The 25799-nt window shown below is 72.2% G+C and carries 28 protein-coding genes and 1 pseudogene; 11 read left to right on the top strand and 18 right to left on the bottom strand.

The features are described from left to right. Positions 1-31: 31 nt before the first annotated feature. The 6 genes from cbiE to Sdagh_RS02180 form a co-directional block, all read right to left on the bottom strand. Complete coding sequence (gene cbiE, locus Sdagh_RS02205; RefSeq protein ID WP_189418824.1) at positions 32-1252, bottom strand: precorrin-6y C5,15-methyltransferase (decarboxylating) subunit CbiE; 1221 nt, start codon at positions 1250-1252, stop codon at positions 32-34. A gap of 81 nt (positions 1253-1333) precedes the next feature. Continuing rightward, on the bottom strand, positions 1334-1975 hold the full coding sequence (locus Sdagh_RS02200; protein ID WP_189418823.1) for a GNAT family N-acetyltransferase: 642 nt from the start codon (positions 1973-1975) through the stop codon (positions 1334-1336). 126 nt (positions 1976-2101) lie between these two features. Next, positions 2102-2926, bottom strand: coding sequence for a MetQ/NlpA family ABC transporter substrate-binding protein (locus Sdagh_RS02195; protein ID WP_189418822.1), 825 nt, complete (start codon positions 2924-2926; stop codon positions 2102-2104). A gap of 67 nt (positions 2927-2993) precedes the next feature. Further along, complete coding sequence (locus Sdagh_RS02190; RefSeq protein WP_190077562.1) at positions 2994-3731, bottom strand: methionine ABC transporter permease; 738 nt, start codon at positions 3729-3731, stop codon at positions 2994-2996. Continuing rightward, positions 3728-4816, bottom strand: a complete 1089-nt coding sequence (locus Sdagh_RS02185) for a methionine ABC transporter ATP-binding protein (RefSeq protein WP_189418820.1) — start codon at positions 4814-4816, stop codon at positions 3728-3730. Before Sdagh_RS02185 ends, Sdagh_RS02190 begins: the two co-directional genes overlap by 4 nt. Positions 4817-5131: 315 nt before the next feature. Continuing rightward, a complete protein-coding gene (locus Sdagh_RS02180) occupies positions 5132-5782 on the bottom strand; it encodes an HAD family hydrolase (RefSeq protein ID WP_189418819.1) in 651 nt (216 codons plus the stop codon). Positions 5783-5852: 70 nt separating this feature from the next. Here Sdagh_RS02180 and Sdagh_RS02175 point away from each other — a divergent pair, with 70 nt between their 5' ends. Together Sdagh_RS02175 and Sdagh_RS02170 are read left to right on the top strand one after the other, a co-directional pair. Beyond that, positions 5853-6212 (top strand): hypothetical protein, encoded by a 360-nt coding sequence (locus Sdagh_RS02175; protein ID WP_189418817.1) that lies wholly within the window; start codon positions 5853-5855, stop codon positions 6210-6212. A gap of 1 nt (position 6213) precedes the next feature. Continuing rightward, positions 6214-6633, top strand: coding sequence for a hypothetical protein (locus Sdagh_RS02170; protein ID WP_189418814.1), 420 nt, complete (start codon positions 6214-6216; stop codon positions 6631-6633). A gap of 25 nt (positions 6634-6658) precedes the next feature. On the opposite strand, the gene Sdagh_RS02165 is transcribed toward Sdagh_RS02170, so the two are convergent. The 3 genes from Sdagh_RS02165 to Sdagh_RS02155 form a co-directional block, all read right to left on the bottom strand. Then, the gene (locus Sdagh_RS02165) at positions 6659-7156 is read right to left on the bottom strand and encodes a GNAT family N-acetyltransferase (RefSeq protein WP_189418811.1); all 498 of its coding nucleotides are present in this window, start codon (positions 7154-7156) and stop codon (positions 6659-6661) included. 57 nt (positions 7157-7213) lie between these two features. Continuing rightward, on the bottom strand, positions 7214-7708 hold the full coding sequence (locus tag Sdagh_RS02160) for a sigma-70 family RNA polymerase sigma factor (protein ID WP_189418807.1): 495 nt from the start codon (positions 7706-7708) through the stop codon (positions 7214-7216). Between the two features lie 74 nt (positions 7709-7782). Further along, entirely contained in the window at positions 7783-8952 is a 1170-nt protein-coding gene (locus Sdagh_RS02155; protein WP_190077563.1) for a glycerophosphodiester phosphodiesterase, read from the bottom strand. Positions 8953-9449: 497 nt separating this feature from the next. Here Sdagh_RS02155 and Sdagh_RS02150 point away from each other — a divergent pair, with 497 nt between their 5' ends. Continuing rightward, on the top strand, positions 9450-10070 hold the full coding sequence (locus Sdagh_RS02150) for a lysophospholipid acyltransferase family protein (protein WP_226534446.1): 621 nt from the start codon (positions 9450-9452) through the stop codon (positions 10068-10070). 69 nt (positions 10071-10139) lie between these two features. On the opposite strand, the gene Sdagh_RS02145 is transcribed toward Sdagh_RS02150, so the two are convergent. The 4 genes from Sdagh_RS02145 to argH form a co-directional block, all read right to left on the bottom strand. Then, positions 10140-11672, bottom strand: a complete 1533-nt coding sequence (locus Sdagh_RS02145; protein WP_189418803.1) for an MFS transporter — start codon at positions 11670-11672, stop codon at positions 10140-10142. Beyond that, positions 11669-12220, bottom strand: a complete 552-nt coding sequence (locus Sdagh_RS02140) for a TetR/AcrR family transcriptional regulator (protein ID WP_189418801.1) — start codon at positions 12218-12220, stop codon at positions 11669-11671. Before Sdagh_RS02140 ends, Sdagh_RS02145 begins: the two co-directional genes overlap by 4 nt. A gap of 88 nt (positions 12221-12308) precedes the next feature. Next, positions 12309-13259: an aldo/keto reductase gene (locus tag Sdagh_RS02135; RefSeq protein WP_189418799.1), complete on the bottom strand. Its 951-nt coding sequence runs from the start codon at positions 13257-13259 to the stop codon at positions 12309-12311. A gap of 143 nt (positions 13260-13402) precedes the next feature. Beyond that, complete coding sequence (gene argH / locus Sdagh_RS02130; RefSeq protein WP_190077564.1) at positions 13403-14830, bottom strand: argininosuccinate lyase; 1428 nt, start codon at positions 14828-14830, stop codon at positions 13403-13405. A gap of 215 nt (positions 14831-15045) precedes the next feature. On the opposite strand from argH, the gene Sdagh_RS02125 reads away from it, so the two are divergent. The 3 genes and pseudogenes from Sdagh_RS02125 to Sdagh_RS02115 all read left to right on the top strand — a co-directional run. After that, positions 15046-15633, top strand: coding sequence for a pyridoxamine 5'-phosphate oxidase family protein (locus tag Sdagh_RS02125; protein ID WP_190077565.1), 588 nt, complete (start codon positions 15046-15048; stop codon positions 15631-15633). A gap of 3 nt (positions 15634-15636) precedes the next feature. Then, positions 15637-16329, top strand: a complete 693-nt coding sequence (locus tag Sdagh_RS02120) for a L,D-transpeptidase family protein (RefSeq protein WP_189418793.1) — start codon at positions 15637-15639, stop codon at positions 16327-16329. Between the two features lie 58 nt (positions 16330-16387). After that, positions 16388-16890, top strand: a pseudogene (locus tag Sdagh_RS02115) (ferric reductase); the annotation flags it as partial. A gap of 274 nt (positions 16891-17164) precedes the next feature. Here Sdagh_RS02115 and Sdagh_RS02105 read toward each other — a convergent pair. Genes Sdagh_RS02105 through argC form a run of 5 tightly spaced genes read right to left on the bottom strand, consistent with a single transcriptional unit; the run spans position 17165 to position 22013 of the window. Continuing rightward, positions 17165-17710: an arginine repressor gene (locus Sdagh_RS02105; protein WP_189418791.1), complete on the bottom strand. Its 546-nt coding sequence runs from the start codon at positions 17708-17710 to the stop codon at positions 17165-17167. Between the two features lie 7 nt (positions 17711-17717). Then, positions 17718-18929 (bottom strand): acetylornithine transaminase, encoded by a 1212-nt coding sequence (locus tag Sdagh_RS02100; protein ID WP_190077566.1) that lies wholly within the window; start codon positions 18927-18929, stop codon positions 17718-17720. After that, a complete protein-coding gene (gene argB / locus Sdagh_RS02095) occupies positions 18926-19837 on the bottom strand; it encodes an acetylglutamate kinase (protein ID WP_189418786.1) in 912 nt (303 codons plus the stop codon). The genes Sdagh_RS02100 and argB overlap by 4 nt, the downstream gene beginning before the upstream one ends. After that, positions 19834-20988 carry a bifunctional glutamate N-acetyltransferase/amino-acid acetyltransferase ArgJ gene (argJ, locus tag Sdagh_RS02090; protein ID WP_190077567.1) on the bottom strand — a complete coding sequence of 385 codons (1155 nt, stop codon included), beginning with the start codon at positions 20986-20988 and terminating at the stop codon, positions 19834-19836. Before argJ ends, argB begins: the two co-directional genes overlap by 4 nt. Further along, complete coding sequence (gene argC, locus Sdagh_RS02085; protein ID WP_190077568.1) at positions 20985-22013, bottom strand: N-acetyl-gamma-glutamyl-phosphate reductase; 1029 nt, start codon at positions 22011-22013, stop codon at positions 20985-20987. Before argC ends, argJ begins: the two co-directional genes overlap by 4 nt. A 420-nt stretch (positions 22014-22433) precedes the next feature. Here argC and Sdagh_RS02080 point away from each other — a divergent pair, with 420 nt between their 5' ends. The 5 genes from Sdagh_RS02080 (at position 22434) to Sdagh_RS36820 (ending at position 25629) form a co-directional block, all read left to right on the top strand. Further along, on the top strand, positions 22434-23042 hold the full coding sequence (locus Sdagh_RS02080; protein WP_229879844.1) for a hypothetical protein: 609 nt from the start codon (positions 22434-22436) through the stop codon (positions 23040-23042). Positions 23043-23387: 345 nt separating this feature from the next. After that, positions 23388-23819 carry a hypothetical protein gene (locus tag Sdagh_RS02075; RefSeq protein ID WP_190077569.1) on the top strand — a complete coding sequence of 144 codons (432 nt, stop codon included), beginning with the start codon at positions 23388-23390 and terminating at the stop codon, positions 23817-23819. Then, complete coding sequence (locus Sdagh_RS02070) at positions 23816-24694, top strand: TniB family NTP-binding protein (protein ID WP_226534442.1); 879 nt, start codon at positions 23816-23818, stop codon at positions 24692-24694. The genes Sdagh_RS02075 and Sdagh_RS02070 overlap by 4 nt, the downstream gene beginning before the upstream one ends. Next, positions 24625-25104 carry a hypothetical protein gene (locus Sdagh_RS02065; protein WP_226534440.1) on the top strand — a complete coding sequence of 160 codons (480 nt, stop codon included), beginning with the start codon at positions 24625-24627 and terminating at the stop codon, positions 25102-25104. Before Sdagh_RS02070 ends, Sdagh_RS02065 begins: the two co-directional genes overlap by 70 nt. A 3-nt stretch (positions 25105-25107) precedes the next feature. Continuing rightward, positions 25108-25629: a TniQ family protein gene (locus Sdagh_RS36820; RefSeq protein WP_190077570.1), complete on the top strand. Its 522-nt coding sequence runs from the start codon at positions 25108-25110 to the stop codon at positions 25627-25629. Positions 25630-25799 lie beyond the last annotated feature (170 nt).

Raw genomic sequence — 25799 nt, 5'->3', positions numbered from 1 at the left:
CCAGCCTACCGCGCGCGGTACGACAACCCGATCACGGGGCGCGGTCCTCGCGTTCCGGCAGGACACCGCTGAGCAGGAACGCGACGCTCCGCTCCGTCTCCGTCCAGGCCCGGGTGTCGAGTCCGACGGACTGGAGCAGGGCGCACTCGACGCGGTAGCCGTGCTCGGTGAGGTCGCGGCCGACGAGTTCGGCCTCGTCGCGGGTGGCGGCGTGCGCCACGACACGCTGCGGGCGGCGGTCGGCGACCGCGGAGACCACGGCCGCTCCCCCGCCGCCGACCCGGACCACGTCCGGTTCGGGAAGGTTCTCCAGGACGTGCGGGGCGGTGCCGTGGACGACGTGGAGCTGGACGCCGAAGCGGCGGGCGGCCGCTTCGGTGCCGGCGCAGGCGGCCGGGTCGCGGTCGACGGCGATGACGGCGGCACCACCGCGGGCGGCGTCGGTGGCGAACGCGCCGCTGCCGCAGCCGATGTCCCACACGAGGTCGCCGAGGCGGGGGCCGAGCCGGGCGAGCTGGGCGGCGCGCAGCAGGTCGGTCTCGCCCTCGCCCGGCGCGCCGCCGTAGACCTCGGCCGGCAGCGACCAGCCGCGCGGCCCGGTGGCCGGGTCGCGCCCGGCGATCCAGCCGGCCTCGTCCGTCGTGCCGAGGGAGCCGCCGATGACGATGACGACGTTGGGGTCGCGCCAGGTGTGGTCGGCGGCCTTGTCGGAGGTGACGACGGTGACCCGCTCGCGGGCGGTGCCGAGTTCCTCGCAGATGACGAAGGTGCGGTGCACGCCCTCCAGCAGCAGGCCGAGTTCGGCGGGGCCGGCCCCCGGCGAGGTGAGGACGGCGACCTTGGTGTGGGCGCGGCAGACGTTCACCGCGCGGCGCAGGGTGCGCGGGTGGGCGACGACCACCTGGGCGTCGTCCCAGGGCATGCCGGCGCGGGCGAAGGCGGCGGCGACGGCGGAGACCGCCGGGACGACCTCGACCTCCAGGCCGAATTCGGGCGCCCGCAGGGTGCGTACGACGCCGAAGAAGCCCGGGTCGCCGTCGGCGAGGACCACCGCGCTGCCGCGGTGGGCGGCGATGCGGCGGGCGGCGAGGGCGACGCTGCCGAGGCGGACGCGCTCGGCGGCGGGGGGTACTTCGGGCAGCGCCAGATGGTGTCCGGCGCCTGCCACGAGGGTGGCGGCGCCGAGTGCGGAGCGTGCCGCGGCGGTCAGCGGCGAGCCGTCCCAGCCGATCACCGTGACGCGGTCGGCCATCGTCGTCAGTCTCCAGGTTTTTCGCAGGTCGTCCGTGGGGCGGCCCCCTGGGGGGCTCAGTGAGCGTACCCGGCGGAGCGGTCAGCTCCAGTCGGTGAAGGTGGTGAAGCCGTCGGCGTCGGCCAGGTGGTCGGCCGCGCCCTCCAGGTCCTCGGGCAGCAGACTCCACACGATGAAGTCGGTGCGTACGTCCGTCCAGGTCCCGTCCTCGGCCCGGACGTGGGCTATACAGGCGTTGCGCAGGACGCCCTCGCTGATGCAGCCGATCTTCTGGGCGACCTGCTGGGAGGCGGTGTTGTCGGCGGCGGTGCGCAGCTCGACGCGCTCGAACTTCTGGTCGCCGAAGAGCCAACGGGCGGTGGCCAGGGCGGCCTCGGAGGCGTAGCCCTCGCCGCGCGCCCAGGGGGCGATGATGTACGACAGCTCGGTGGCGCGCACGTGCCAGTCGGTCTTCCCGAGCTGGACGATGCCGACCAGGCGCTGGGTGAGGAACTCGGTGACGGCGAGGTCGAGTCCGCGGCCCGCCGCGCGTTCGGCGGGGGCGTACTCGGTGATCCAGGTGCGGGCACCCGCCTCGGTGAAGGGCTGCGGGACGTCGGTCCAGGCGCCCACCTGCTCGTCGTTCATCATGGCGGCGAGGGCGGGGACGTCGTCCTCGTCGAGGGGACGCAGCACCAACCGCTCCGTGCTGATGGAGATGGTGGGGAAGGTGCTGCTCGTCATGCGCCGCTCCGTAACCGTCGAGCCGTCGATACCGTCAGGGCCTGCTGAACTGCCCAGCATGCAGCATGGGGCCGCGGAATCGCACCAGGGGGTCGGCTCCCGGCGGAGCCGACCCGCTCGGGTGGTTCAGAACGACGGGATGACGGAACCGGAGTAGTTGTCCTCGATGAACTTCTTGACCTCGTCGGAGGTGAGGAGCTTGGCGAGCTTCTTGACCCGCGGGTCGTCCTCGTTGCCCTCCTTGACCACGAGGAGGTTGACGTTCGGGTTGTTCTCGGCGGACTCCAGGACCAGGGCGTCCTTCGACGGCTTGAGGTCGGCTTCGAGGGCGTAGTTGCCGTTGATGACGGCGGCGTCGACGTCGTTCAGGGAGCGCGGGGTCTGGGCCGCCTCCAGCTCCTTGAACTTGAGGTTCTTGGGGTTCTTGGTGATGTCGGCGGTGGTGGCCGAGGTGCCGACGCCGTCCTTGAGGGTGAGCAGCCCGTTGTCGGCCAGCAGCTGGAGGGCGCGGGCCTCGGTGACGGTGTCGTTGGGGACGGCGATGGTGGCGCCGTCCTTGAGGTCGCTCGCCTTGTCGGCCTTGTTCGAGTACAGGCCGAGCGGCTCCAGGTGGACGGAGGCGACGGACTTCAGGTGGGTGCCGTTCTTCTTGTTGAAGTCCTCCAGGTACGGCTCGGTCTGGAAGTAGTTGGCGCCCACCGAGCCGTCCTCCGTCGCCGTGTTCGGCGTGACGTAGTCGGTGAACTCCTTGACCTCCAGGTCGAGGCCCTCCTTCTTCGCCAGGTTGTCCTTGACGTAGTTGAGGATCTCGGCGTGCGGGACGGGCGTCGCGGCGACGACCAGCGGGCCGGAGGTGTCGGAGGCGGAGTCCTCGGAGCCGCAGGCGGTGAGCCCGAGGGTGAGGGCTCCGGCGGCGAGGACGGCGGTGGTGAACTTGGCGGTGTTACGCACGAAAAGTGCCTTTCCTTCGGGTGATGCGACCCCAGGTGAGGGGCGTTCGGGGGGTGGGCGCCCGGGTTCAGGCGACCTTGCTGACGTCGGCGGCCGCGGGCTCCTTGGCCTTCAGCAGCCGGAGCTTCGGTCCGGGTCCGGAGCGGCCGCCGCGCCGGTGCAGGGTGCGGGCGGCGTAGTCGCCGGCGAACTGGATGACGGAGATGGCGACGGCGAGGACCGCCACCGTGATCCACATCAGGCCGCTCTCGAAGCGCTGGTAGCCGTAGCGGACGGCGAGGTCACCGAGGCCGCCGCCGCCGACGGTGCCGGCCATGGCGGAGTAGCCGATCAGGGCGATGACCGTGGTCGTGGTGGAGGCGATGAGGGAGGGCAGGGCCTCGGGGACGAGGACCTTGCGGACGATGGTCCAGGTGTTGCCGCCCATCGCCTGGACGGCCTCGACCAGTCCGCCGTCGACCTCGCGCACGGCCGTCTCGACGAGCCGCGCGAAGAACGGGATGCCGCCGATGGCCAGGGGCACGACGGCGGCCTCGGAGCCGATGGTGGTCCCGGTGACCCACCGGGTGAAGCTCATCAGGGCGACCATGAGGATGATGAACGGCATCGAGCGGGCGATGTTCACGATCTGCCCGAGGGTCTTGTTCACCGGGGTGTTCTGGAGCAGGCCGCCCCGGTCGGTGAGGACCAGCAGGACACCGATCGGCAGGCCGACGACGACCGCGATCAGGGTCGACCAGCCGACCATGACGAGGGTCTCCTGACACGCCTGTGCCAGCAGGGGCTGCATCTCGGACCAGGTCATCGCGCGCCTTCCTTGATCGGCTCGGTACCTTCCACCACGTCGATCTGGAGGCCCTGTTCGCGCAGGAAGCCGACCGGCACGACGTTGTCCTCGTAACGGCCGGGCAGTTCGATGCGCATCCGGCCGACCTGGAGGCCGCCGACGGTGTCGATGGCCGCGCCGAGGATCGAGATGTCGATGTTGTACGTGCGGGACAGCTGGGAGATGACGGGCTGGGTGGCGGCCTCGCCCTGGAAGGTGACGTCGAGGACGGTGCGGTCCTCCGCGGAGCGCTCGCCGGTCACCGGGAAGAGGGCGGCGGCCAGCTCGGAGCCGGGGGTGGCGAGCAGTTCGCTCACGGTCCCGGACTCGACGATCCGGCCCGCCTCCATGAGGGCGGCCGAGTCGCAGATGCTCTTGACGACGTCCATCTCGTGCGTGATCAGCAGCACGGTCAGGCCGAGCTGCCGGTTCAGGTCGCGCAGCAGCTGGAGGATGGACCGGGTGGTCTCGGGGTCCAGGGCGCTGGTGGCCTCGTCGGAGAGGAGCACCTTGGGGTCGCCGGCCAGGGCGCGGGCGATGCCGACGCGCTGCTTCTGGCCGCCGGAGAGCTGGGCGGGGTAGGACTTCGCCTTGTCGGCGAGGCCGACCAGGTCGAGGAGTTCCAGCGCCTTGGCGGACCGTTCCTTCCCGGACCTGCCCAGGATCTCCAGCGGCAGCTCGACGTTGTCCTGCACGGTCCGGGTGGAGAGCAGGTTGAAGTGCTGGAAGACCATCCCGATCCGGCTGCGCGCCTGCCGCAGTTCCTTGCCGGCCCGGGGCCCCCGGCCGGCCAGGGCGGTGAGGTCCTGGCCGGCGACGGTGACCGTGCCGGCGGTGGGGCGCTCCAGCAGGTTGACGCAGCGGATCAGCGAGGACTTGCCGGCGCCGGACTGGCCGATGACGCCGTAGACCTCGCCTTCGCGGACGTGCAGATCGACGCCGTCGAGGGCGGTGACCTCGCGGCCGCGGGAGCGGTAGACCTTCGTCAGGCCCGAGGTGGTGATCACGTGGGTTTCCGTCACTGTCGAGTGCGCGGGCGCGGGTGGTCCCGGGCACGGGTGCATGCGGGTCGAAGGACGCGGCACGGTTCTCGCACGGGCGGGGGAACCGGGGTGTGCGCGCGGCCGGGGCTCGGTCGCCTGCGGCGGACCGGGCCGGCCCTCGCTTCGGGGCGCGAGGCTCGGTGGTGCGGGGCCCTCTAGCAGGCGCGCATTCGACACATACAACGAGCACCGGGCGTCATGGTCGCCTCGGTCGCGGGAACGCGGTCGCTCGTCGTGGTCATGCGCTCAGTAAAGCAGACGTATACGTTCGACCAGGACACCGCTGTCCGCATAGTGGACAGCGGTGGGATGCCGGTGGACGCGGCCGGTTCCGGGTCAGTCGCGTGCGGAGATCTCCACCACTCCGTCGATGACCTGTACGGACAGGGCCGACAGGTCCTCGACGACCAGGTCGGCGTCGAGTTCGGCGGCCGGGTGGGTTGTGGTCAACGCCACGGTCGTCATGCCGGCGGCGCGGCCGGAGCGGAGTCCGGCGGGGGCGTCCTCGAAGACGACGCAGGCGGCGGGGTCGGCGCCGAGGGCGCGGGCGCCGAGCAGGTAGGGCTCGGGGTCGGGCTTGCCGCGGGTGATGTCGTCGGCGGCTATCAGGGTCCCGGGCAGGACGCCCACGGCCGCGAGGCGGGCCTCGGCCAGGCGCCGGGTGGCGGAGGTGACGACGGCCCAGCGGCCGGAGGGGAGCGCGCCGAGGAGGTCGAGCGTGCCGGGGAGGAGGTGCACGCCCCCGTTGGGCACGTCCTCGACCTCCAGGTCCTCGATCCGGGCGACGGCCTCCGGTACGACGTGGGCGGGCAGCAGGTCGGCGGCCACCTCGGCGGCGGTACGGCCGTGCAGTTCGACCTTCCCGAACCGCTCGGCGGTGATCCCGTACTCCCCGGCCCACCGCGTCCAGCAGCGGTGCACGGATTCCAGGGAGGAGACGAGGGTCCCGTCGTTGTCGAACAGAAGGGCTTGGGCACGGATCTTCATGCCCCCGACCCTACGGCGCCCGCCGGGGTCGGCCGCGTCGGGCCGGTCACGCCGTATTAGGGTCACTGCCATGCTTGACGTCCTGACGCTGGTGACCGGCGTCGCCGCGCTGCTGCTCGCCGCCTGGTGCGGCTGGGCCGCGTACCGAGACCAGCCGACGAAGGACTGGCACTTCGCCGGGATGGCCGCGGTGACCGTGCTGGCGCTGGCGCAGCTGGTGGTCGGGGTCGTGAAGCTGGCGCGGGGCGAGGACCCGGAGCAGGGCACGACGATCTTCGTCGCCTATCTGCTGGGCGCCTTCGCCTGCGTTCCGGCCGCCGGGTTCATGTCGCTGGCCGAGCGCACCCGCTGGGGTTCGGTGACGGTGGCCGCCGGCGGTATCGTCCTCGCCGTCCTTCAGGTGCGGCTCTATGACATCTGGGGAGGCTGAGATGGCGACGGCCGAGCGGAAGCCGGCCCGGACCCGGCTGATCGCCGGGCCCGGCATCCTGCTGGTGTGGCTGTACGGCGTGATGGTCGTCGGTGCCGTGTCGCGGTCCGTGTACCAGATCGCGACCGAGTTCGACCGGGCACCGCTCGCCTACGCGCTGTCCGCGCTGGCCGGTGTGGTGTACGGCTTCATCACGTACACCCTGGTGCGCGGCGGGGAGACGGCCCGCCGGGCGGCGCGGGTCTGCTGCGCCGCCGAGCTGGCCGGCGTCCTGATCGTGGGCACCTGGACGCTGGTCGAGCCGTCCGCCTTCCCGGACTCGACCGTGTGGTCGGAGTACGGGATGGGGTACGTCTTCATCCCGGTGCTGCTGCCGCTGTCGGCGCTGTACTGGCTGCGCCGGGCGCGCACCGCGCGGTGAGCCACCGGGCGCCCGGCGCACCCGGTCAGGCCGTGGTGGCGTAGGCCCCGGCCTGCTTCTCCAGGACGATCATCGGGACGCCGTCGGCGCCCCGCGAGGTGCCGACCGTCTCGTAGCCGACGCGCCGGTACAGCCGCAGGCCGGACTCGCTGCGGTGGCCGGTGTGCAGGCGGAAGCGGGTGGCGCCGCGCTCCGCGGTGAGCGCGGCCTCGGCCGCCTTCAGCAGCCGGGCGCCGATGCCGTGCCCCTGGAGGCGGGGGTGGACGCAGAGCTTGCCGATGGCGGCGGAGCCGTCGTCGGTGATCCGTCCCCGGACCGAGCCGACCACCTCGTCGCCGAGCCGCGCCACGAAGACGCAGTCCGTGGCGACCTCCTCGCGGACGGAGTCGAGGGTCTGGACGAGCGGGTCGATGCGGTAGTTGCCGTAGAGCGCCGCCTCGCTCTGGAAGCAGAGGTACTGCAGCCGGAAGATCTGCTCGGCATCCTGGTCGGTCGCCGCCGAGATGGTCACGCTCATGCCCATGTGCGCATGCCTCCCGCTCACCTGATCGCCTGTTGTTCCTCACTCCTATCCCCGTCGTCAGTCACCCGCAACCTCCGGTGTGAGCAATCGGCGCAGACATCCCAGACATCGGGAACGTTCCGGCCCAAGACTCCCCTGTGAGATACCCAACTCCCCCGCGATCTCGCGGTATGTCAGGTCTTTCGGGGACAGCAGCGCCTCCATCAGCCGGGGGCAGCGGCCGGGCAGGCGGTGCACGGCCTCGCGCAGCGCCCGGTGCCGGGCGGCGGCGAGCGCGAGCTGTTCGGGGTCGCGGTCGGCGGCGTCGGTGGGCTCGGTGCCGTACGGCCGTTCGACGCGGGCGGTGCGGCGGGTGCGGCGGACCTCGGTGCGCACGGCGCGGCGCAGCCAGCGGTGGGGGTCGTGGGGCGGGTCGCCGGCGTCCAGGCGTTCCAGCAGGCGCAGCCAGACCGTCTGCTCCAGGTCGCCGGGGTCGGCGCCGGACGCATATGCCTCGGCCCGTGCCTCGGCGGCGAGCAGCGGGCCCAGGATGGTGAGCAGATCGTGCGTCATATGCGGAAGTACGACCGGCGCCCGGACGGTGGTTGCCCGGGACGCCGGATGTCACCCCAACCGGGGTGGGGCGATCAGCCGTTGACGAGATCCTCGCGGGCCAGCACGCCCGTGTCGGGGTGGTCGGTGAAGATGCCGTCGATGCCGGTGGCGAAGTACGCCCGGAACGCGCCGAAGGCGTCGCCGTAGGCGTCCGCGTCGGCGCCCTCGCGGAACTCGGCGGGGAGGAAGGGGTTTTCGTTGCGCAGGGTGTAGGGGTGCAGGATCAGGCCCGCGCGGTGGGCGTCGCGGACGAGCGTGGTCGGCGCGGTGAGCCGGCCGGCGGCGTCGCGCGGGATGATCAGGTCGAGGGTGGGGCCGATGCCCTGGGCGTAGGAGGCGATCTCCTTCAGGCCCTCGGGCGTGATCAGGTCGGCCGTGGTGCGCGGGTCGCCGGTGGCGACGAAGTCCCAGGGGCGGGAGCCGGCCCCGCCGAGCAGCACGGCGAGCGGATTGCCGACCAGCTCGCGCATCCGCCGGATGCTGGTGGGCTCGAAGGACTGGACGATGACCGGGGAGTTCTTCCGGTCCTTGCCGTACCGGCGCAGCAGCTTCGCGAGGCGCTCCTCGGTGGGCAGGCCGAGCGCGCGGAAGTAGGTGGGGTGCTTCAGCTCGGGGTAGATCCAGACCTGCTTGCCGCGCCTGCGGGTCTGCTCGTCCTGCCAGCGCAGCACCTCCTCGAAGGTGGGGATCTCCCAGCGGCCGTCGTAGAGCGTGTTGTGCGGGCGGTTGGCGGGGATGCGCTCGGTGGCGCGGAGCGTCTTCAGCTCGGCGAGGGTGAAGTCCTCGGTGAACCAGCCGGTGGTGGGGACGCCGTCGAGCACCTTGGTGGTCCTGCGGCCGGCGAACTCGGGGTGGCCGGCGACGTCGGTGGTGCCGCCGATCTCCGGTTCGTGGCGGCAGACGAGGTGGCCGTCCCTGGTGGGGACGAGGTCGCCGGCCTCGACGATGTCGGCGCCCATGTCGAGGGCGAGCTGGTAGGAGCCGAGGGTGTGCTCGGGGCGGTGGCCGCTGGCGCCCCGGTGTCCGATGACGGCCGGGACGGGCAGGCTCCTGATCCCGCCGCCCTGGCCGGAGCCGCGGCCTGCCGCGCCCGCGGTGCCGGGCAGGCCGAGGACGGCCCCGCCCGCGCCGAGCACGGCGGCGCCGAGGAGCGCCCGCCGTCCGGTGCCGTTGCCCTGTTCGTTCGACTTCTGCGTTCCCATGAGCGCCCCTTGGCCGTCCGGCCGACCCGTGCGGCCCGTCTGGCCGTCCCGGTCGGATGCGGGCCGATCGTAGGGGCGCGTCCATGACCACGGGGAGACCTCGTGCGGAACGCCGGGGTGACAGGGCATGTCGCAATGGACGCAAGGGCCGCCCGGTGCGGGACGGCCGGGGTTTCGCCGGCTTCGGGGCGGCCGGGCCGGGTACCCGGGCGGTGGTCCCGGTGGCCGCGCCGGTCCCGCGCCGGCGGGGCGATGCTCGTCACATCGTTCCGGCCCGGTTTCCGGCGGGCGGCGGCGCGCCGCCGCAGGTGAACGTACGTCAACACCGTGTAAGACCCTGATGAACCCGACGTGCGTGACCCCCGGGGCCGCGAGTAATGTCCTCACCTGCACAGACTGGTACCGCAATTCCCGACAGCCCACGCACACTGACACCGGAGGGCCCGTTGTCCCGCTTCGCGCTCATCAAGGCAGTGCTCGGTCCGATCATGCGCCTGATGTTCCGCCCACAGGTGGAAGGCGCGGAGAACATCCCGGGCGACGGCCCGGTGATCCTGGCCGGCAATCATCTGACGTTCATCGACTCGATCGTGCTGCCCGTCGTCACCAAGCGGCAGGTCTGCTTCATCGGCAAGGACGAGTACGTCACCGGCAAGGGCCTCAAGGGCCGGCTGATGGCCTGGTTCTTCACCGGCGTCGGCATGATCCCGGTCGACCGGGACGGCGCGAGCGGCGGTGTGGCGGCGCTGATGACCGGGCGCCGGGTGCTGGAGGAGGGCCGGATGTTCGGCATCTACCCGGAGGGCACCCGCTCCCCCGACGGCCGCCTGTACCGGGGCCGGACCGGCATCGCCCGGCTGACGCTGATGACCGGCGCGCCGGTGGTGCCGTTCGCGATGATCGGTACGGACAAGCTCCAGCCCGGCGGCCGGGGCGTGCCGCGGCCCGGCAAGGTCACGGTCCGGTTCGGCGAGCCGATGGAGTTCTCCCGGTACGAGGGCATGGACCGTGACCGGTACGTGCTGCGGGCGGTGACGGACTCGGTGATGACCGAGGTGATGCGGCTGTCCGGACAGGAGTACGTCGACATGTACGCGACGAAGGCGAAGGCGGCGTAGCCACCGGGGCCCGGCAAGGAGGCGGACCCTTCCCGCGCGGGGAGGGTCCGCCTTCGTCGTGCCGGGCGCCTACTCCTGGTGGGCGCCGTCCTCCAGTCGCTGTCCGCGCAGCAGGAACCAGGCCGCGACCGCCGCGGCGAGCAGGACCGCCGCGCCGAGGCCCGCGGCCAGCGCCAGGCCGTCGACGAAGGACTGCCGGGCGGCGTCCAGCAGTTCCGCCGCCGTCCGGGCGGGCAGGTGGCCGGCGGCCTCCACGGCACCGCCCAGCGACTCGTGGGCCGCGTCCGGGGTGCCGGGCGGGCCGGTGAAGCCCCGGTAGGCGCCGGTCACGATGGAGCCGAGCAGGGCGATGCCGAGGGCGGCGCCGAGTTCGTAGGCCGTTTCGGAGACCGCGGAGGCGGAGCCTGCCCGGTCCCGGTCCACGCCGGAGAGGATCACGTCGGCGGTGACGGTGAAGGAGAACCCGGCGCCGAGGCCGACGACCAGCAGCGCCGCGCCGAGCAGCGGGTAGCCGGTGTCCCGGCCGATCACGGTCAGCGCGGCCAGCGCCAGGCCCACCGCGGCCAGCCCGCCGGAGACGACCGCCCGTACGGAGAAGCGCCGGGCCGCGCGTCCGGCGACCAGGCCGGCCGCCACCGCGCCGACCGCGGCGGGCAGTTCGGCGAGCCCGGCCTCGAACGGCCGCCTGCCCTGCACCAGTTGCAGATACTGGGAGAGGAAGAACACCAGCCCGGACAGTCCCAGCACGGTCAGCAGGTCGGCGAGGACCGCGCCGCTGAAGCCCCGGTCGCGGAACAGCCGCATGTCGAGCAGCGGGACCGGCAGCGCGAGCTGGCGCCGGACGAACCCGTACAGCGCGGCGGCGCCCAGCAGGCCCGCGCCGAGCGTGGCCCACGCGAACCCGTGCGCCGCGGCCTCCTTCACCGCGTACACCACCCCGACGAGACCGACCAGCGACAGTACGACGCTGGGCAGGTCGAACGGCCCGGGGGCGGGATTCCTGGACTCCGGCAGCAGCTTGACGCCGACCAGGACCAGGACGGCCATCACCGGCAGGTTGATCAGGAAGACCGAGCCCCACCAGAAGTGCTCCAGCAGGAAACCGCCCAGGATTGGGCCGACCGCGGTGCCCGCGGAGGCGGTGGCGCCCCAGATGCCGACGGCGAGACTGCGTTCGCGCGGGTCGTGGAAGAGGTTGCGGATCAGGGCGAGGGTGGCGGGCATCAGGGTGGCGCCCGCGACGCCGAGCAGGGCCCGGGCGAGGATCATCACCTCGGGCGTGTGCGCGTAGGCGTTGAGCACGGACACCGCGCCGAACGCGGTGGCGCCGAGCAGCAGGACGCGTTTGCGGCCGACGCGGTCGCCGAGGCTGCCCATGGTGACGAGCAGGCCCGCGATGACGAACGAGTAGACGTCGCCGATCCACAGCAACTGGGTGCCGGACGGGGCGAGGTCCTCGCTGATGTACGGGGTGGCGAGACCGAGGACGGTCGCGTCGACGGCCACCAGCAGCACGGCCAGGACGAGGACGGCGAGCGCCAGCCACCGGCCGGGGCGCGCCACCGCCTCGTCCGTACCGGCCGGCCGCAGGGTGCTGCTCATGATCCCTCTCTCCTCAGCGCGCCGCCGAGCAGCAGCTCGACGATCAGGTGGGTGTAGTCGTTGCGGGCCACCCGGCCCTCGGCGACGGCCCAGGCGCCGGAGGCCAGCAGGCCGTAGAGCGCCTCGGTGAGCCAGACCGGGGGCAGGTCGAGACGGAACGCGCCGCTCTCCTGGCCGCGCCGGAACAGGGCGGTCAGCCGGGCGTCGAGCCGGTTCCAGCCCTCGTTGACCTGGTCGCCCTCGAAGAGCTGGTTCTCCGTGTAGAGGAAGGCGAGCAGGGCGGCCGCGGGCTCGACCGCGCGGACCAGGCGGCGCACCGCGTCGGCGGCCGGGCCCTCGTCGGGACGGGCGGCGTCCAGGGCCGCCTCGCACTCGGCGAGGCCCAGCTCCTCCAGCGCCCGCACCAGGGCGTCACGCCCGGCGAACTGCCGGTGCAGGGTGGCCCGGCTGATCCCGGCGGCGCGGGCGACCTCGTCCATGGTCGCCGTCGACTTCCGGGTCAGCAGGGCGGCGGCGGTGCGCAGTACGTGGTCACGATCGACAGCCATGAGACAACGGTAACCCATGTGAGACGTTGATGTCTCATCGCGGGTGCGGGTGACTCATGGCCGGGCGGTACGGCGGTGGCGGACGGGCTCAGTGCCAGGGCAGCCGGGCGCGCTGGTCCCAGTAGGCGCGCGGGTCCTCGGCGAGGGTGCCGAGGCGGGCCGCCTGGTCGTCGTCGAGGCGGGCCGAGGCGGCGGTCAGGTTGGAGCGGAGCTGGGCGACGGTCGCGGCACCGGAGAGGACGACGCGGGCCCAGGGCTGCCGCAGCACCAGGGCGAGGGCGACCGCGTCACGGCCGAGGCCGGTCTCCTCGGCCACGGCCCGCAGGACGGCCGGCGCGTGCGGTCCGGCGAGCCGGCCGTTGGCCATGCCCTCCTTGACGATGACGGTCAGCCCGGCGTCGTGCGCCTCGGCGAGCGCAGGCCCGGCGGAGGTCTCCAGCGCGTTGTACGTCGACTGGACGGTACGGAAGAGGGGGGCGCCGTCGACGGTCACGGCGAGCGCGGCGCGGATGGCGTCGGCCTGGGCGGGGCCGGAGGTGGAGAAGCCGACGGCGACGCCCGTCGCGGCCAGCTCCGCGAGCCGGGCGTGCAGGTCCTTGTCGGTGAGGGCCGGGCTGTCGGGGGTCACCGAGTGGATCTGGTAGAGGCCGAGCCGGCCGCCGAGCAGGGCGTCGGTCTCGGCGCGCTGCCGCTCGTAGGTGGCGAGACCGTGGTCCTTGACCTCGTGCCGCTCGGCGTCGGTGGTCCAGCCGGCGGTGTAGGTGTAGCCCCACTTGCTGCCCACGGTGACGTCGCCGCTCCCGGGGCGGGCGGCCAGCCAGTCGGCGAGGAACTCCTCGGCGCGGCCGTAGGACCGGGCGGTGTCGACGTAGCGGACGCCGGCCGCGTACGCGGCGTCGAGGAGGGCGTGGGTGCGGGCGCGCAGCGTGTCGACGCCGCGGTCGTCCCCGAGGTCCTCGTCGCGGCCGAGATTGATGTAGCCGGGGCGGCCTACGGCGGCCAGGCCGAGGCCGAGTCCTTCGGGGAGGGGGAGGGGCATCGCGGGTCCGTTCGGTCGGCCTCGGTGAGGTTTCCGACCAACGTATCCCGCGACGGCCTTCACATCGAGGGGGGTCCGAGGGGTGATCCGGCGGGTGCGGGTGCGTGGTGGCCCGTCGCGCGGTTCCCCGCACCCCTCAGGGCCTACCGCCGCGCCGTTGCCCAGGCGTGCTGGCCGGCCACGTCCCGCTTCACCTCCGCCAGTTGGACGGCGACCGCGCTCGGGGCCGTACCGCCCCTGCCGTCGCGGGAGGCGAGGGCGCCCTGGACGTCGAGGACCGAGCGGACCTCGGGGGTGAGGTGGGGGGAGATCTTGGCGAACTGCTCGTCGGTCAGCTCGTCCAGTTCCTTGCCCTCGGACTCCGCGACCTTGACGCACTCGCCGGCCACCTCGTGCGCGACGCGGAACGGCACGCCCTGACGGACCAGCCACTCGGCGATGTCGGTGGCGAGCGAGAAGCCGGCCGGGGCCAGTTCCGCCATGCGCTCGCGGTGCACGGTGAGGGTGGCCATCATGCCGGTGAAGGCGGGGAGCAGGACCTCCAGCTGGTCGATGGAGTCGAAGACCGGCTCCTTGTCCTCCTGGAGGTCGCGGTTGTACGCGAGCGGCAGGGCCTTGAGGGTGGCCATCAGGCCGGTCAGGTTGCCGATGAGGCGGCCGGACTTGCCGCGCGCCAGCTCCGCGATGTCCGGGTTCTTCTTCTGCGGCATGATCGAGGAGCCGGTGGAGAAGGCGTCGTGCAGGGTGACGAAGGAGAACTCCTTGGTGTTCCAGAGGATGATCTCCTCCGCGATCCGGGAGACGTCGACGCCGATCATCGCGGTGATGAAGGCGAACTCGGCGACGAAGTCCCGGGAGGCGGTGCCGTCGATGGAGTTGGCGGCGCTGCCGCGCTCGAAGCCGAGGTCGCGGGCGACCGCCTCGGGGTCCAGGCCGAGGGAGGACCCGGCCAGGGCACCGGAGCCGTACGGCGACACGGCCGTGCGCTCGTCCCACTGGCGCAGCCGCTCGGCGTCCCGGGAGAGCGCCTGGGCGTGGGCGAGGACATGGTGGGCGAAGAGCACCGGCTGGGCGTGCTGGAGGTGGGTGCGGCCGGGCATCGCCGCGTCCGGGTGGGCCTCGGCGAGGCCGATCAGGGCGTCCTGGAGGTCGGCGACCAGACCGCCGATGATCCGGGCGTGATCCCGCAGGTACATGCGGAAGAGGGTCGCCACCTGGTCGTTGCGGGAGCGGCCGGCGCGGAGCTTGCCGCCGAGGTCGGGACCGAGCCGTTCCAGCAGGCCGCGCTCCAGGGCGGTGTGCACGTCCTCGTCGGCGATGGTGCCGGTGAAGACGCCGGAGGCCACGTCCGCCTCCAGCCGGTCCAGGCCCGCGATCATGCGGGTCAGCTCGTCCTCGGCGAGCAGTCCGGCCTGGTGCAGCACGCGCGCGTGGGCACGCGAGCCGGCGATGTCGTAGGGGGCGAGCCGCCAGTCGAAGTGGACGGACGCGGACAGCTTCGCCAGGGCCTCGGCGGGGCCGTCGGCGAAACGGCCGCCCCAGAGCCGGACATCACCGCTGTTGCTGCTCACTTGCGTCGCTCCTAGGGAGGGTCGGTCGCTGTTCTGCATGAGTATGCAGCCCTCTGCATGAATCGTCAATTTCGGCGGGCGGCTGAACGAACCGGCGGACGCTCCCGTACTCCTGTGCGCCGCGACCGTCCCGCCCGCGCCGGCCGGGACGGTCGCGGCTTCCGCCTGCGTGAATTCCGGGACAAGGGACCCACCGGTCCGGATAATCGTTAGACATGGGAAAGACTTATGAGCGCATAGACGGCAGACTCCGCACCTTCATCGAGGCCCAGCCCCTCTTCTTCACCGCCACCGCTCCCCTCGCCGCCGACGGCACGGTCAACCTCTCCCCCAAGGGCCTCACGGGTTCCTTCGCGGTGCTCGACGAGCACACCGTGGCCTACCTCGACTTCGCCGGCTCCAACGCCGAGACCATCGCCCACCTCAGGGAGAACGGCCGGATCACGCTCATGTGGTGCGCCTTCCAGGGGCCGCCGAACATCGTCCGGGTGCACGGCCGCGGGGAGCCCGTCTTCCGCGACGACCCCCGCTTCCCCGGCCTGCTCGCCCGGTTCCCGGACATCGACCCGGCCGCACACGGCCTGCGCGCGATCATCGTCGTCACCGCCGAACTGGTCCGCGACACCTGCGGGTACGCCGTCCCCTTCATGGCGTACGAGCAGGACCGCGATCTGCACGCCAAGCGGTTCGCCCGGGAGGACGACGCCTCGCTGGACGCCTACTTCACCAAGAAGGAGCACATCGCGACCAGCCTGGACGGGCTTCCCGGGCTGCCGCTGCCCTTGCCGCCCTCTACGGTCTGACCCATGCGCCCCGGTGCCGTCGCCCTCGCCCTCGCCGTCCTCCTGCTGCCGGCCTTCTCCGCGCCGCCCGGCCCGCTGCCGGAGCGGATGGCGGACACCGGCGGCGGCACCCAGCTCATCACCGCCGTCGCCCCGGACACCGGCTCGACCACCGGCACGGTCACCTGGTGGGACCGGCGGCGCGGGCACTGGCTGGAAGCGGGTTCGGCGCCCGCCCGGTTCGGTGCGAACGGGCTCACCGACGGGGCGACCCGGCGGCAGGGCACGAACACCACCCCCACCGGCCTCTACGGCCTCCCCTACGCCTTCGGCATCGAGCCCGCGCCGCCCGGGACGGCGTACCGCCACCGGCCCGTGCGCCAGGACTCCTGGTGGTGCCAGGACAACGCCTCCCGCTCCTACAACCGCTGGACCGAGCCCCGCCCCGCCGACTGCGCCGCCACCGAGGCCGAGCACCTGATCACCTACGGGACGCAGTACGCGCACGCGCTGGTCATCGGCTTCAACTACGCGCGTCCCGTACGGGGACGCGGCGCGGGCATCTTCCTGCACGTCAACGGGGAGGGCGCGACGGCGGGCTGCGTGTCGGTGCCGAAGGACGCGATGCGGGCGATCCTGGCGTGGGCGAACCCGGCGCGCCGGCCGCACATCGCGATCGGCACGGCGGACGGGGAGACGGCGCTCACCCGGTACTGAACACAGGGCGGTCCCGGCACGTACGGGTGGGCCGAAGGCCCGTCCGTCCGGAGGAACCGTGTCCACCACGCTCGCCGGCGGCCGTGCCGCCCGCCGCCGGACGATGCGCCGCATCCGTCCGCGCCGTTCTCCGGCCGTCCCGCTGCCGCTCGCCCTGTGGGCGGGCGCGGCGGGCGTGTTGTGGCTGTGGTGGCGCAGCACGCCCGCCGTCTCCGGCACCACCCGCCCAGGTCCTCGGTACCGGCCGGATCACCGGGCTGCTCGCCGGGTACCTGATGGCGCCGGCCGTGCTCCAGACGGCCCGGGTGCCCGCGCCGGAGGGGCGGGTCGGCTCCGACCGGGTGGCCCGCCGGCACGCGATGACCGGTCGCCCCGCCCTCTTCCCGGTCCTCCCGCACATCCTGTTGACCATGGGGGGGTTACGCCCCGCGGTCGGGGCGGGGCCCCGGCGGGCTCGCCGCGCGGACCGCGGAGTCGGTCAACGGCCGCCCCGGCCGCGGCAAGGCGGCGATCGGCACGGGGCCGCTGGTGGTCATCGGGCTGCTGTCGGCCGGCCCGGTCTCGGTCAGCCGGTGACCTGGGGCCTGACCCGGGCCGACCGCTGGGCCACGGCGGCCTCCGCGAGGGGTTCGCGGGAGGGTCTGCGGCGGCTGGAGTCCCTGGAAGGAGTGGAGGCCCTGCTGATCACAGCGGGCGACGAGGTGAGACGCACCGGGGGCATGGCTTCTCGACTCGGGTGAGGAGAACGCCCCGGTGGGAGCGAGACTGTGTCGATCTGCGGCTGTGCCGCGTGGGCGCGACCGGCCACGAAGCACCCGCGCCCGGCCACGCACCCTCAATGCCCGTTCTGGGCCAGCCGCAGCAGATGATCGGCGAGCGCCTGCCCGCCCGTCGGATTCCGGCTGATCAGCATCACCGTGTCGTCCCCGGCGATCGTCCCCAGGATGTCGTGCAGCTCCGCCTGGTCGATCGCCGAGGCGAGGAACTGCGCCGCCCCCGGAGGGGTCCGCAGCACCACGAGGTTCGCGGACGCCTCCGCGGAGATCAGCAGCTCCGCGGAGAGCCGCCGCATCCGCTCCTCCTTCGCCGACCCGCCCAGCGGCGCCCGGGGCGTCCGGAAACCCCCCTCGCTGGGCACCGCGTAGATCAGGTCGCCGTCGGTGTTGCGGATCTTGACCGCGTTCAGCTCGTCCAGGTCCCGGGAGAGCGTCGCCTGGGTGACGGTCAGCCCGTCGTCGGCGAGCAGCTTCGCGAGCTGGCTCTGCGACCGCACCGGCTGCCGGTTGAGGATGTCCACGATCCGGCGGTGGCGGGCGGTGCGGGTCTGCGGCACGGCGGGCCCCGCGGCCCCCGCGCTCTCGTGGTCCTGCGCCTGACTCATCGTCGTCTCATTCTCCGGATCGTCCATCCGTTCGTCCGTTCCCGCCCGCCGCGTCCAGCAGGCCGGGCAGCGCCCCGAGGAACGCGTCCACCGCGTCGTCGCCGAGGTTCAGCGGCGGCATGAGCCGTACGACGTCGGGCGCTGGCGCGTTCACGAGGATGCCGGCGTCCTGGGCCGCCTGCTGCGCCTGCGGCGCGAGCGGCTCGGTGAGCACGATACCCAGCAGCAGGCCCGCGCCCCGGACGTGGTCGACCAGCGGGTGGCCGAGCCCCTCGACGCCGGTGCGCAGCCGCTCGCTCTGCCGCTTGACGTTGTCCAGCAGGCCCTCGTCCGCGATGGTGTCCAGGACGGCGAGGCCGGCCGCGCAGGCGACGGGGTTGCCGCCGAAGGTGGTGCCGTGGTGGCCGGGCTGGAGGAGGTCGGCCGAGCGGCCGAAGGCGACGGTCGCGCCCAGCGGCAGCCCGCCGCCGAGGCCCTTGGCGAGGGTGACGACGTCGGGCAGGACGCCCTCGTGGGCCTGGTACGCGAACCAGTGCCCGGTGCGGCCGACACCGGTCTGCACCTCGTCCAGGACCAGCAGCGCACCGGTCGCGGCGGTGATCGCGCGGGCCGCCTTCAGATAGCCGGCGGGCGGGACGACGACGCCGTTCTCCCCCTGGATCGGCTCGATGATCACCAGGGCGGTGTCCTCGGTGACCGCGGCGGCCAGTGCCTGCGCGTCGCCGTAGGGCACGTGGGTGACGTCCCCCGGCAGCGGGAGGAAGGGTTCCTGCTTGCCGGGCTGGCCGGTGAGAGCCAGCGCGCCCATGGTGCGGCCGTGGAAGCCGCCCCGGGTCGCGACCATGTGGGTCCGCCCCGTCAGCCGGCCGATCTTGAAGGCGCCCTCGTTGGCCTCGGCGCCGGAGTTGCAGAAGTAGACCTTGCCGTCGCGGCCGAAGTGCGTCAGCAGCCGCTCGGCCAGCGCGACGGGCGGCTCGGCGATGAAGAGGTTGGAGACGTGGCCGAGCGAGGCGATCTGGGTGCTGACGGCCTCGACGACCGCCGGGTGGGCGTGGCCGAGCGCGTTGACGGCGATGCCGCCGACGAAGTCCAGGTACTCCTTTCCGTCGGCGTCCCACAGCCGCTCTCCGGCACCGCGCACCAGGGGCAGCCGGGGGGTGCCGTAGTTGTTCATGAGCGCGCCCTGCCACCGCGCGGTCAGGTCCTGGCTGGCGGTCACGACTGGTCCCCCTCGGTCTCGTCCGGCACGACCATCGTGCCGATCCCCTCGTCGGTGAAGATCTCCAGCAGGATCGAGTGCTGGACCCGGCCGTCGATGACCCGGGCGGTGGTGACGCCGTTGCGGACGGCGTGCAGACAGCCCTCCATCTTCGGCACCATGCCGCTGGACAGCTCGGGGAGCAGTTTCTCCAGCTGGGAGGCGGTGAGGCGGCTGATCACCTCGTCGGAGTGCGGCCAGTCCTCGTAGAGGCCCTCGACGTCCGTGAGGACCATGAGCGTCTCGGCACCGAGCGCCGCAGCGAGTGCCGCAGCCGCCGTATCAGCATTGACGTTGTAGACATGGTGATCGTCCTGGGAACGGGCGATCGACGAGACGACCGGGATGCGGCCGTCCGCGAGCAGCGCCTCGATCGCGCCGGTGTCGATCTCGGTGATCTCACCGACCCGGCCGATGTCGATCGGCTCGCCGTCGATCCGGGGCTGGTGCTTGGTGGCGGTCATGGTGTGCGCGTCCTCGCCGGTGAGGCCGACGGCGAGCGGGCCGTGCCGGTTGAGCAGCCCGACCAGTTCGCGCTGCACCTGCCCGGCCAGCACCATCCGTACGACGTCCATGGCGTCCTCGGTGGTGACGCGCAGGCCGGCCTTGAACTCGCTGACGATGCCGTGCCGGTCGAGGGCGGCGCTGATCTGCGGGCCGCCGCCGTGCACCACGACGGGCTTGAGGCCGGCGTGCCGCAGGAAGACGACGTCCTGGGCGAAGGCGGCCTTGAGGTCCTCGTCGATCATGGCGTTGCCGCCGAACTTGATGACGACCGTCTTGCCGGCGTGCCGCACCAGCCAGGGCAGCGCCTCGATGAGGATCTGGGCCTTCGGGAGGGCGGTGTGCTTCCGCGTCGGAGTGCTCATGAGGAGTACGCGCTGTTCTCGTGGACGTAGTCGGCGGTGAGGTCGTTGGTCCAGATGGTGGCGGTGGCGTCTCCGGCCCCGAGGTCGGCGACGATGTGCACCTCGCGGTAGCGCATGTCGACCTGGTCGCGGTCCTCGCCGACGCCGCCGTTCTTGCAGACCCAGACGCCGTTGATGGCCACGTTGAGCGCGTCCGGCTCGAAGGCGGCCTTCGTCGTGCCGATCGCGGACAGCACCCGGCCCCAGTTGGGGTCCTCGCCGTGGATGGCGCACTTGAGCAGGTTGTTGCGGGCGATGGAGCGGCCCACCTCCACGGCGTCGTCCTCGGTCGCGGCGTGCACGACCTCGACCTTGATGTCCTTGCTGGCGCCCTCGGCGTCCCGGATGAGCTGCTGTCCCAGGTCGTCGCAGACGGTCCGGACGGCCTCGGCGAACGCGGCGTGCTCGGGGGTGACCCCGCTGGCGCCGGAGGCGAGCAGCAGCACGGTGTCGTTGGTGGACATGCAGCCGTCGGAGTCGACCCGGTCGAAGGTGACCCGGGTGGCGTCGCGCAGCGCCTTGTCCAGGGCCTCGGCCTCCAGGTCGGCGTCGGTGGTGAGGACGACGAGCATGGTGGCGAGGCCCGGGGCGAGCATGCCCGCGCCCTTGGCCATGCCGCCGACGGTCCAGCCGTCCCGGGTGAGGACCGACGTCTTGTGCACGGTGTCGGTGGTCTTGATGGCGATGGCGGCCTTCTCACCGCCGTGCTCGGAGAGCTGGGCGGCGGCGGTCTCGACGCCGGGGAGCAGTTTGTCCATGGGGAGCAGGACGCCGATCAGGCCGGTGGAGCAGACGGCCACCTCGCCCGCGCCGATGCCCCCGAGGACCTCGGCCGCCTTCTCGGCGGTGGCGTGGGTGTCCTGGAAGCCCTTGGGGCCGGTGCAGGCGTTGGCGCCCCCGGAGTTGAGGACGACGGCGCTCACCCGCCCGCCCTTGAGCACCTGCTCGGACCAGAGCACCGGCGCGGCCTTGACGCGGTTGGAGGTGAAGACGCCCGCGGCGGCGCGGCGGGGGCCGGTGTTGACCACGAGGGCCAGGTCGGGGTTGCCGTTCCCCTTGATCCCGGCGGCGATGCCCGCCGCCGTGAATCCCTTCGCTGCCGTCACACTCACGGCGCAACTCCGATCGTCGTCAGCCCCGTGGTCTCGTCAAGACCCAGGGCGAGGTTCATGCTCTGGACGGCACCGCCGGCGGTGCCCTTGGCCAGGTTGTCGATGGCGCTGATGGCGATGACGCGGCCCGCGGCGGCGTCGTACGCGACCTGCACCTGAACGGCGTTCGAACCGTGGACGGACGCGGTCGCGGGCCACTGGCCCTCGGGCAGCAGATGGACGAAGGGCTCGTCCGCGTACGCCTTCTCGTAGGCGGCGCGCAGCGACTGAGCGCTCACCCCGGGCCTGGCCTTCGCGCTGCACGTGGCGAGGATGCCGCGGGGCATCGGCGCCAGCGTCGGCGTGAAGGAGACGGAGACCCGCTCGCCGGCCGCGGCGCTGAGGTTCTGGATCATCTCGGGGGTGTGCCGGTGGACGCCGCCGACGCCGTACGGCGACATCGAGCCCATGACCTCGCTGCCCAGCAGGTGCGGTTTGGGCGCCTTGCCCGCACCGGAGGTGCCGGAGGAGGCGACGATCACCGCCTCGGGCTCGGCGAGGGCGGCCGTGTACGCCGGGAACAGGGCCAGGGAGACGGCCGTGGGGTAGCAACCGGGCACCGCGACGCGCTTGGACCCCTCCAGCGCGGAGCGGGCACCCGGCAGTTCGGGGAGGCCGTAGGGCCAGGTCCCGGCGTGCGGGGAGCCGTAGAACGCCTCCCAGTCGCCGGCGTCCTTCAACCGGAAGTCGGCGCCCATGTCGACCACGAGCACGTCGGGCCCGAGCTGCTCGGCCACGGCGGCGGACTGGCCGTGCGGCAGCGCGAGGAAGACGACGTCGTGCCCGGCGAGCACCTCGGGCGTCGTCGGCTCCAGCACCCGGCCGGCCAGCGGCAGCAGGTGCGGCTGGAGCGCGCCGAGGCGCTGCCCGGCGTTGGAGTTGCCGGTCAGGGCACCGATTTCGACCTTGGGATGGGCCAGGAGCAGCCGCAGCAGCTCTCCGCCCGCGTATCCGCTCGCTCCGGCCACCGCCGCGCGTACCACCATGGACATCCTCCTCCAGATGGCATGACTATACGTTTCCCTGCACGTTTATGCAACGGCCGTCCGCGTCCCCGGCGGGTGCGGCTGCGACCGAGATTCTTACTTGGCGGATGAGTGCGGTAGTTGGCGGATCTTGCTTCCGTGACGCTGTGTTGTGGTCAGTTCCGGAGATCGGGCCCTGTCGCCACGTGGGTGGTGGTGCTGTGGGTGGGTGAGCGCGATTGCCAGGGCAGGGATCCGGTCGGACTCGAGCCGCCTCAACGAGCTGGTCGCGGTGTACAGCGGGGATGCCGCATTTCAGGATGAACTCGATCTCGCGGATGGCTGGATTGTCGGTGGAGTTCGACGTGGCGGGTGGGTGCTGGCGAGGTCTGCTGGCCGGTCCGCGACATAGCTCAGGTTCCGGTACTGTCGTCGCGTCCGATGCGGGGGTTCACATGGCGGGCGAAGCAGCGGCATCGTCCTGGCCTGGAGGTGATGGCGTCCACGGGCAGGGGGCACGGCTTCGAGTCGCTGGAGGAAGTGCGGCTGCTGGTCGCCCTGGACTTCGTGGGGGTGTCGGAAGTGCTGGCGCAGCCGTTCCGGCTGGACTTTGCGCACAAGGGTGGTTCGTCCTGGCACATCCCGGACTACTTGACCGTGATCGGCGGCGGGATGTGGCTGCTGGACGTGCGCCCGATGGGACTGATCAAGGACGAGGACGCGCTGAAGTTCGCGGCGGCCAGGGAGATGGCGGCTGCGTGCGGGTGGCGGTACTCGGTGGTCGCGGGCTGGCGCCCGCACGTCTGGAGCGTCCTTGACCACTTGTCGTCGCGTCGTCGGCCGGTGAGGGATCTGTTGGGCATGCGGGACCAGTTGCTGACGATCATCGGCGGCCGGGAGGGCCGCGTGATGAGGTTCTCCGCGCTGGCGGACGCGACCAGCGTGCCTGCCGTCGGCCGAGCCAACATCGTCCGGCTGCTCTGGCAGCGCGAACTCGGAGTTGATCTGGGCAGTCCCTTGCGCGACAGCTCGCTGATCTGGGGGGTGTGATGGCGGCGCGGGCGTTTCTGCAGATCGCCCCGGGCAGGCGGGTCGCGCTCAACGGCGTCGAGTGGACGGTCGAGGAGTCCACGGCCAGCTCGGCCGGCTCGTGCTCCTCGATGGTGGCGGCAACGCTGAGACCCGCTCGTTCCGCTGGCTCATCAACCGCGCCGACCTGCGGCTCCTGCCCGCGGCCGAAGCGCCGGAGCGGCCGGCGCCGGTCGTCCGGCAGCCCAGCACTCTGGCCGACCTGGCCGAGGACCAGATGGAGCGGTCCTGCGCTGGCGGGGGCCGCCGCCCGAGGGCGAGATTCCCGCCTTCTCCGACAAGACCGCCGACGCTCTCCTGGGACACGTGAAGGCGAACAACATCAAGATCCATTCCGAGAACGAGCTGTTGGAGCATCTGCTCGGAATCCTCGGCTCGGTCACCCCCGTCGACCAATGGCCGAGCCAGGCCGAGAAGAACGCCGGGAAGAAGCGACGCGTCGCCCAGGCCCGTGAGATCGCCCGCGCGCAGACCGCGGCGGCCGACCGTCCCGCCGAGCCGGCCCCAGCGGACGAGCCGTCTGCGGCGCGGATGCCTGCGGCATGGGCGGAGCACGCCCGCATGATCGACCGGGCGGTCGACAGCGACCGCCGCCGACGACGGGAAGAAGCACTCGCCGGAACCCGGCCGGTGGCTCCACCGACGCTGCACGAGGCCCTGAACCGGCGGCCCATGTTCCTGCCGCCGCCGCACGACGACGCAGACGCCGAGACAACTGGCCAGGAGGACGACGCATGAACCGAGCCCCCTCGCACGCTGATCAGATGGAGGGCCTGCCCTCACGAGCCAAGATCGCCGAGTTGACCCTGGGCGGGCACCCGCCGCGCGACACCTACGTCGGCTGGCAGAGCTACCGCTCATGCCGCGGCCTGCTCCTTCCCGCCCCGGCGATCTCACTGCAGCAGTGGAGGACGATCCCGGAAAGCCGCCGCGCGGACTACGACCTCTTCCGCCACCTGACGAACGCGAACCTCCCGCTGCAGGACACCCCCATGCACGACAAGGTCGGCAGGCAGATCCGGCGCCGACTGCGCGGGAACACGATGAAGCAGGACGACCCCACACGCGCCGGCGTCATGGTCAGCGGCTGGGGCAACTACGGCAAGACGGCATCCGTCTGCTCGACTGCGGCCGTCTTCGAGGACCACTGGCTGCAGATGCACAGCTACCTCAAGCCCGGGACTCTGCCGGGCACCCGTGACATCCACGCGCCGGTCGTCTACGTCTCGACTCCGGTGCCGGCGACACCGAAGAGCCTTTGCGCCTCGATCCTGGGCTTCTTCCGCGCCGAGATGCGCAAATCGGCGACTCTCCCGGAACTGGTACGCCAAGTCGCCGACTCCCTGCACGACCACGGCGTCAAGGCGGTGATCCTGGACGATGTCAGCCGGCTGCGCATGCACCGGGCCGACGACCAGGACGTCCTCGACCTGATCCGGGCCTTCATGAGTCTGGACGTCACCTTGATCCTCACCGCCGTCACCATCCCCGGAATCGGCTGCTGCGGGAGGCCAAATGGAACAAGAGGTCCGGACAGTGGGAGATGCCCCCGCTGGAGTCGACCCGCATCCACGGCCTGGAGATCACCCAGACAGAGCACCGCTTCGAGCTGATCGAACTCGACCGCTTCCGCTACACCACGCCGAAACAGATCCAGGCGTTCGTCAACCACTTGTACGGGATCGAGCAGCACCTGCGGCTGCTGAACGCGAAACGGGGCATGCTCACCGACGGCACCATGCCGGAATACCTGATACGCCGCACCGGCGGCGTTGTCGGACTGCTCGGGCGGCTCATCGAGGACGGCGCCCAGGAAGCGATGGACAGCGGCCGAGAGGTCCTCGACGAGGACCTGCTCGACGAGATCGTCCTGCGCCGGGAGGAGATGACCGACGCCCCCGACGAACCCGTCCCCGCGGCCACGGCGCCCGTCGCTCGCCGGTCCTCCGGCGTGCAGCGCCGGTCTCGCAACACCGTCTTCGACGATCACGGGCCACGCACTGCCGACGACAGGACGGGGTGACCCATGCCTGCCGCCCAAGCCCCGCTGCCTAGGAGCCTTGACCCCCTGCCCGGGGAGAGCCTGCCCGGCTTCCTTCTCCGCCTGACTCACCGACTGGACCTGACTCCGTACCAGTTGGCACGGCGCGTCACGCTGATTTCTCCAGATGATCCCCATGCCAGGGCCTCAGCGGCACATCTGCTGACGATGCAGTCGGCTCGCCTGCAGGCCTTCGCCGACGTGACCCGGATGACCCCCGCGGACGCCGACGCCCTGACGCTCAGGTCCTACGCCGATCGCTACCCCGCCCTTGCCCGGGCGCTGGTCCGCCCGGGAAGCATCCCTCGCCCCCGCAGGCTGTCCCAGCCCTGGCTTCTGGCGGACCCAGGAGCAAACCCCGCAGTCCGCCTGAACCATCAAGATTGGACTCTACGAAACTCGGGGCAGCTCAATCCGCCAACCAGCTCCCTCTATCTGTCGGCGACCTGCGCCGAAGGGAGCACAGATCTTGCTTCCGCAACGCTGCGTTGTGATCAGTTGGGGTGAGCGAGGTAGCTAGGGCAAATATCCGATCGGACTCGAGTCACCTTGAGCAGCTTGTCGCGGCGTACGGCGGGGACGCCGAGTTCCGGGGGTAACTGGGGCTGTAGGGCAGCCCTGCCTCGACGCCCCCCGGGCCCAGACGTCACCTCGATCGGTGAACCTGTGCGGTCAAA

This window comes from Streptomyces daghestanicus, assembly GCF_020521275.1.
In the GTDB taxonomy this organism is placed as follows: Bacteria; Actinomycetota; Actinomycetes; order Streptomycetales; family Streptomycetaceae; genus Streptomyces; species Streptomyces griseoviridis.
Note: the sequence above shows the minus strand (reverse complement) of the source record. Positions and strands in the feature narration are given on the sequence as shown.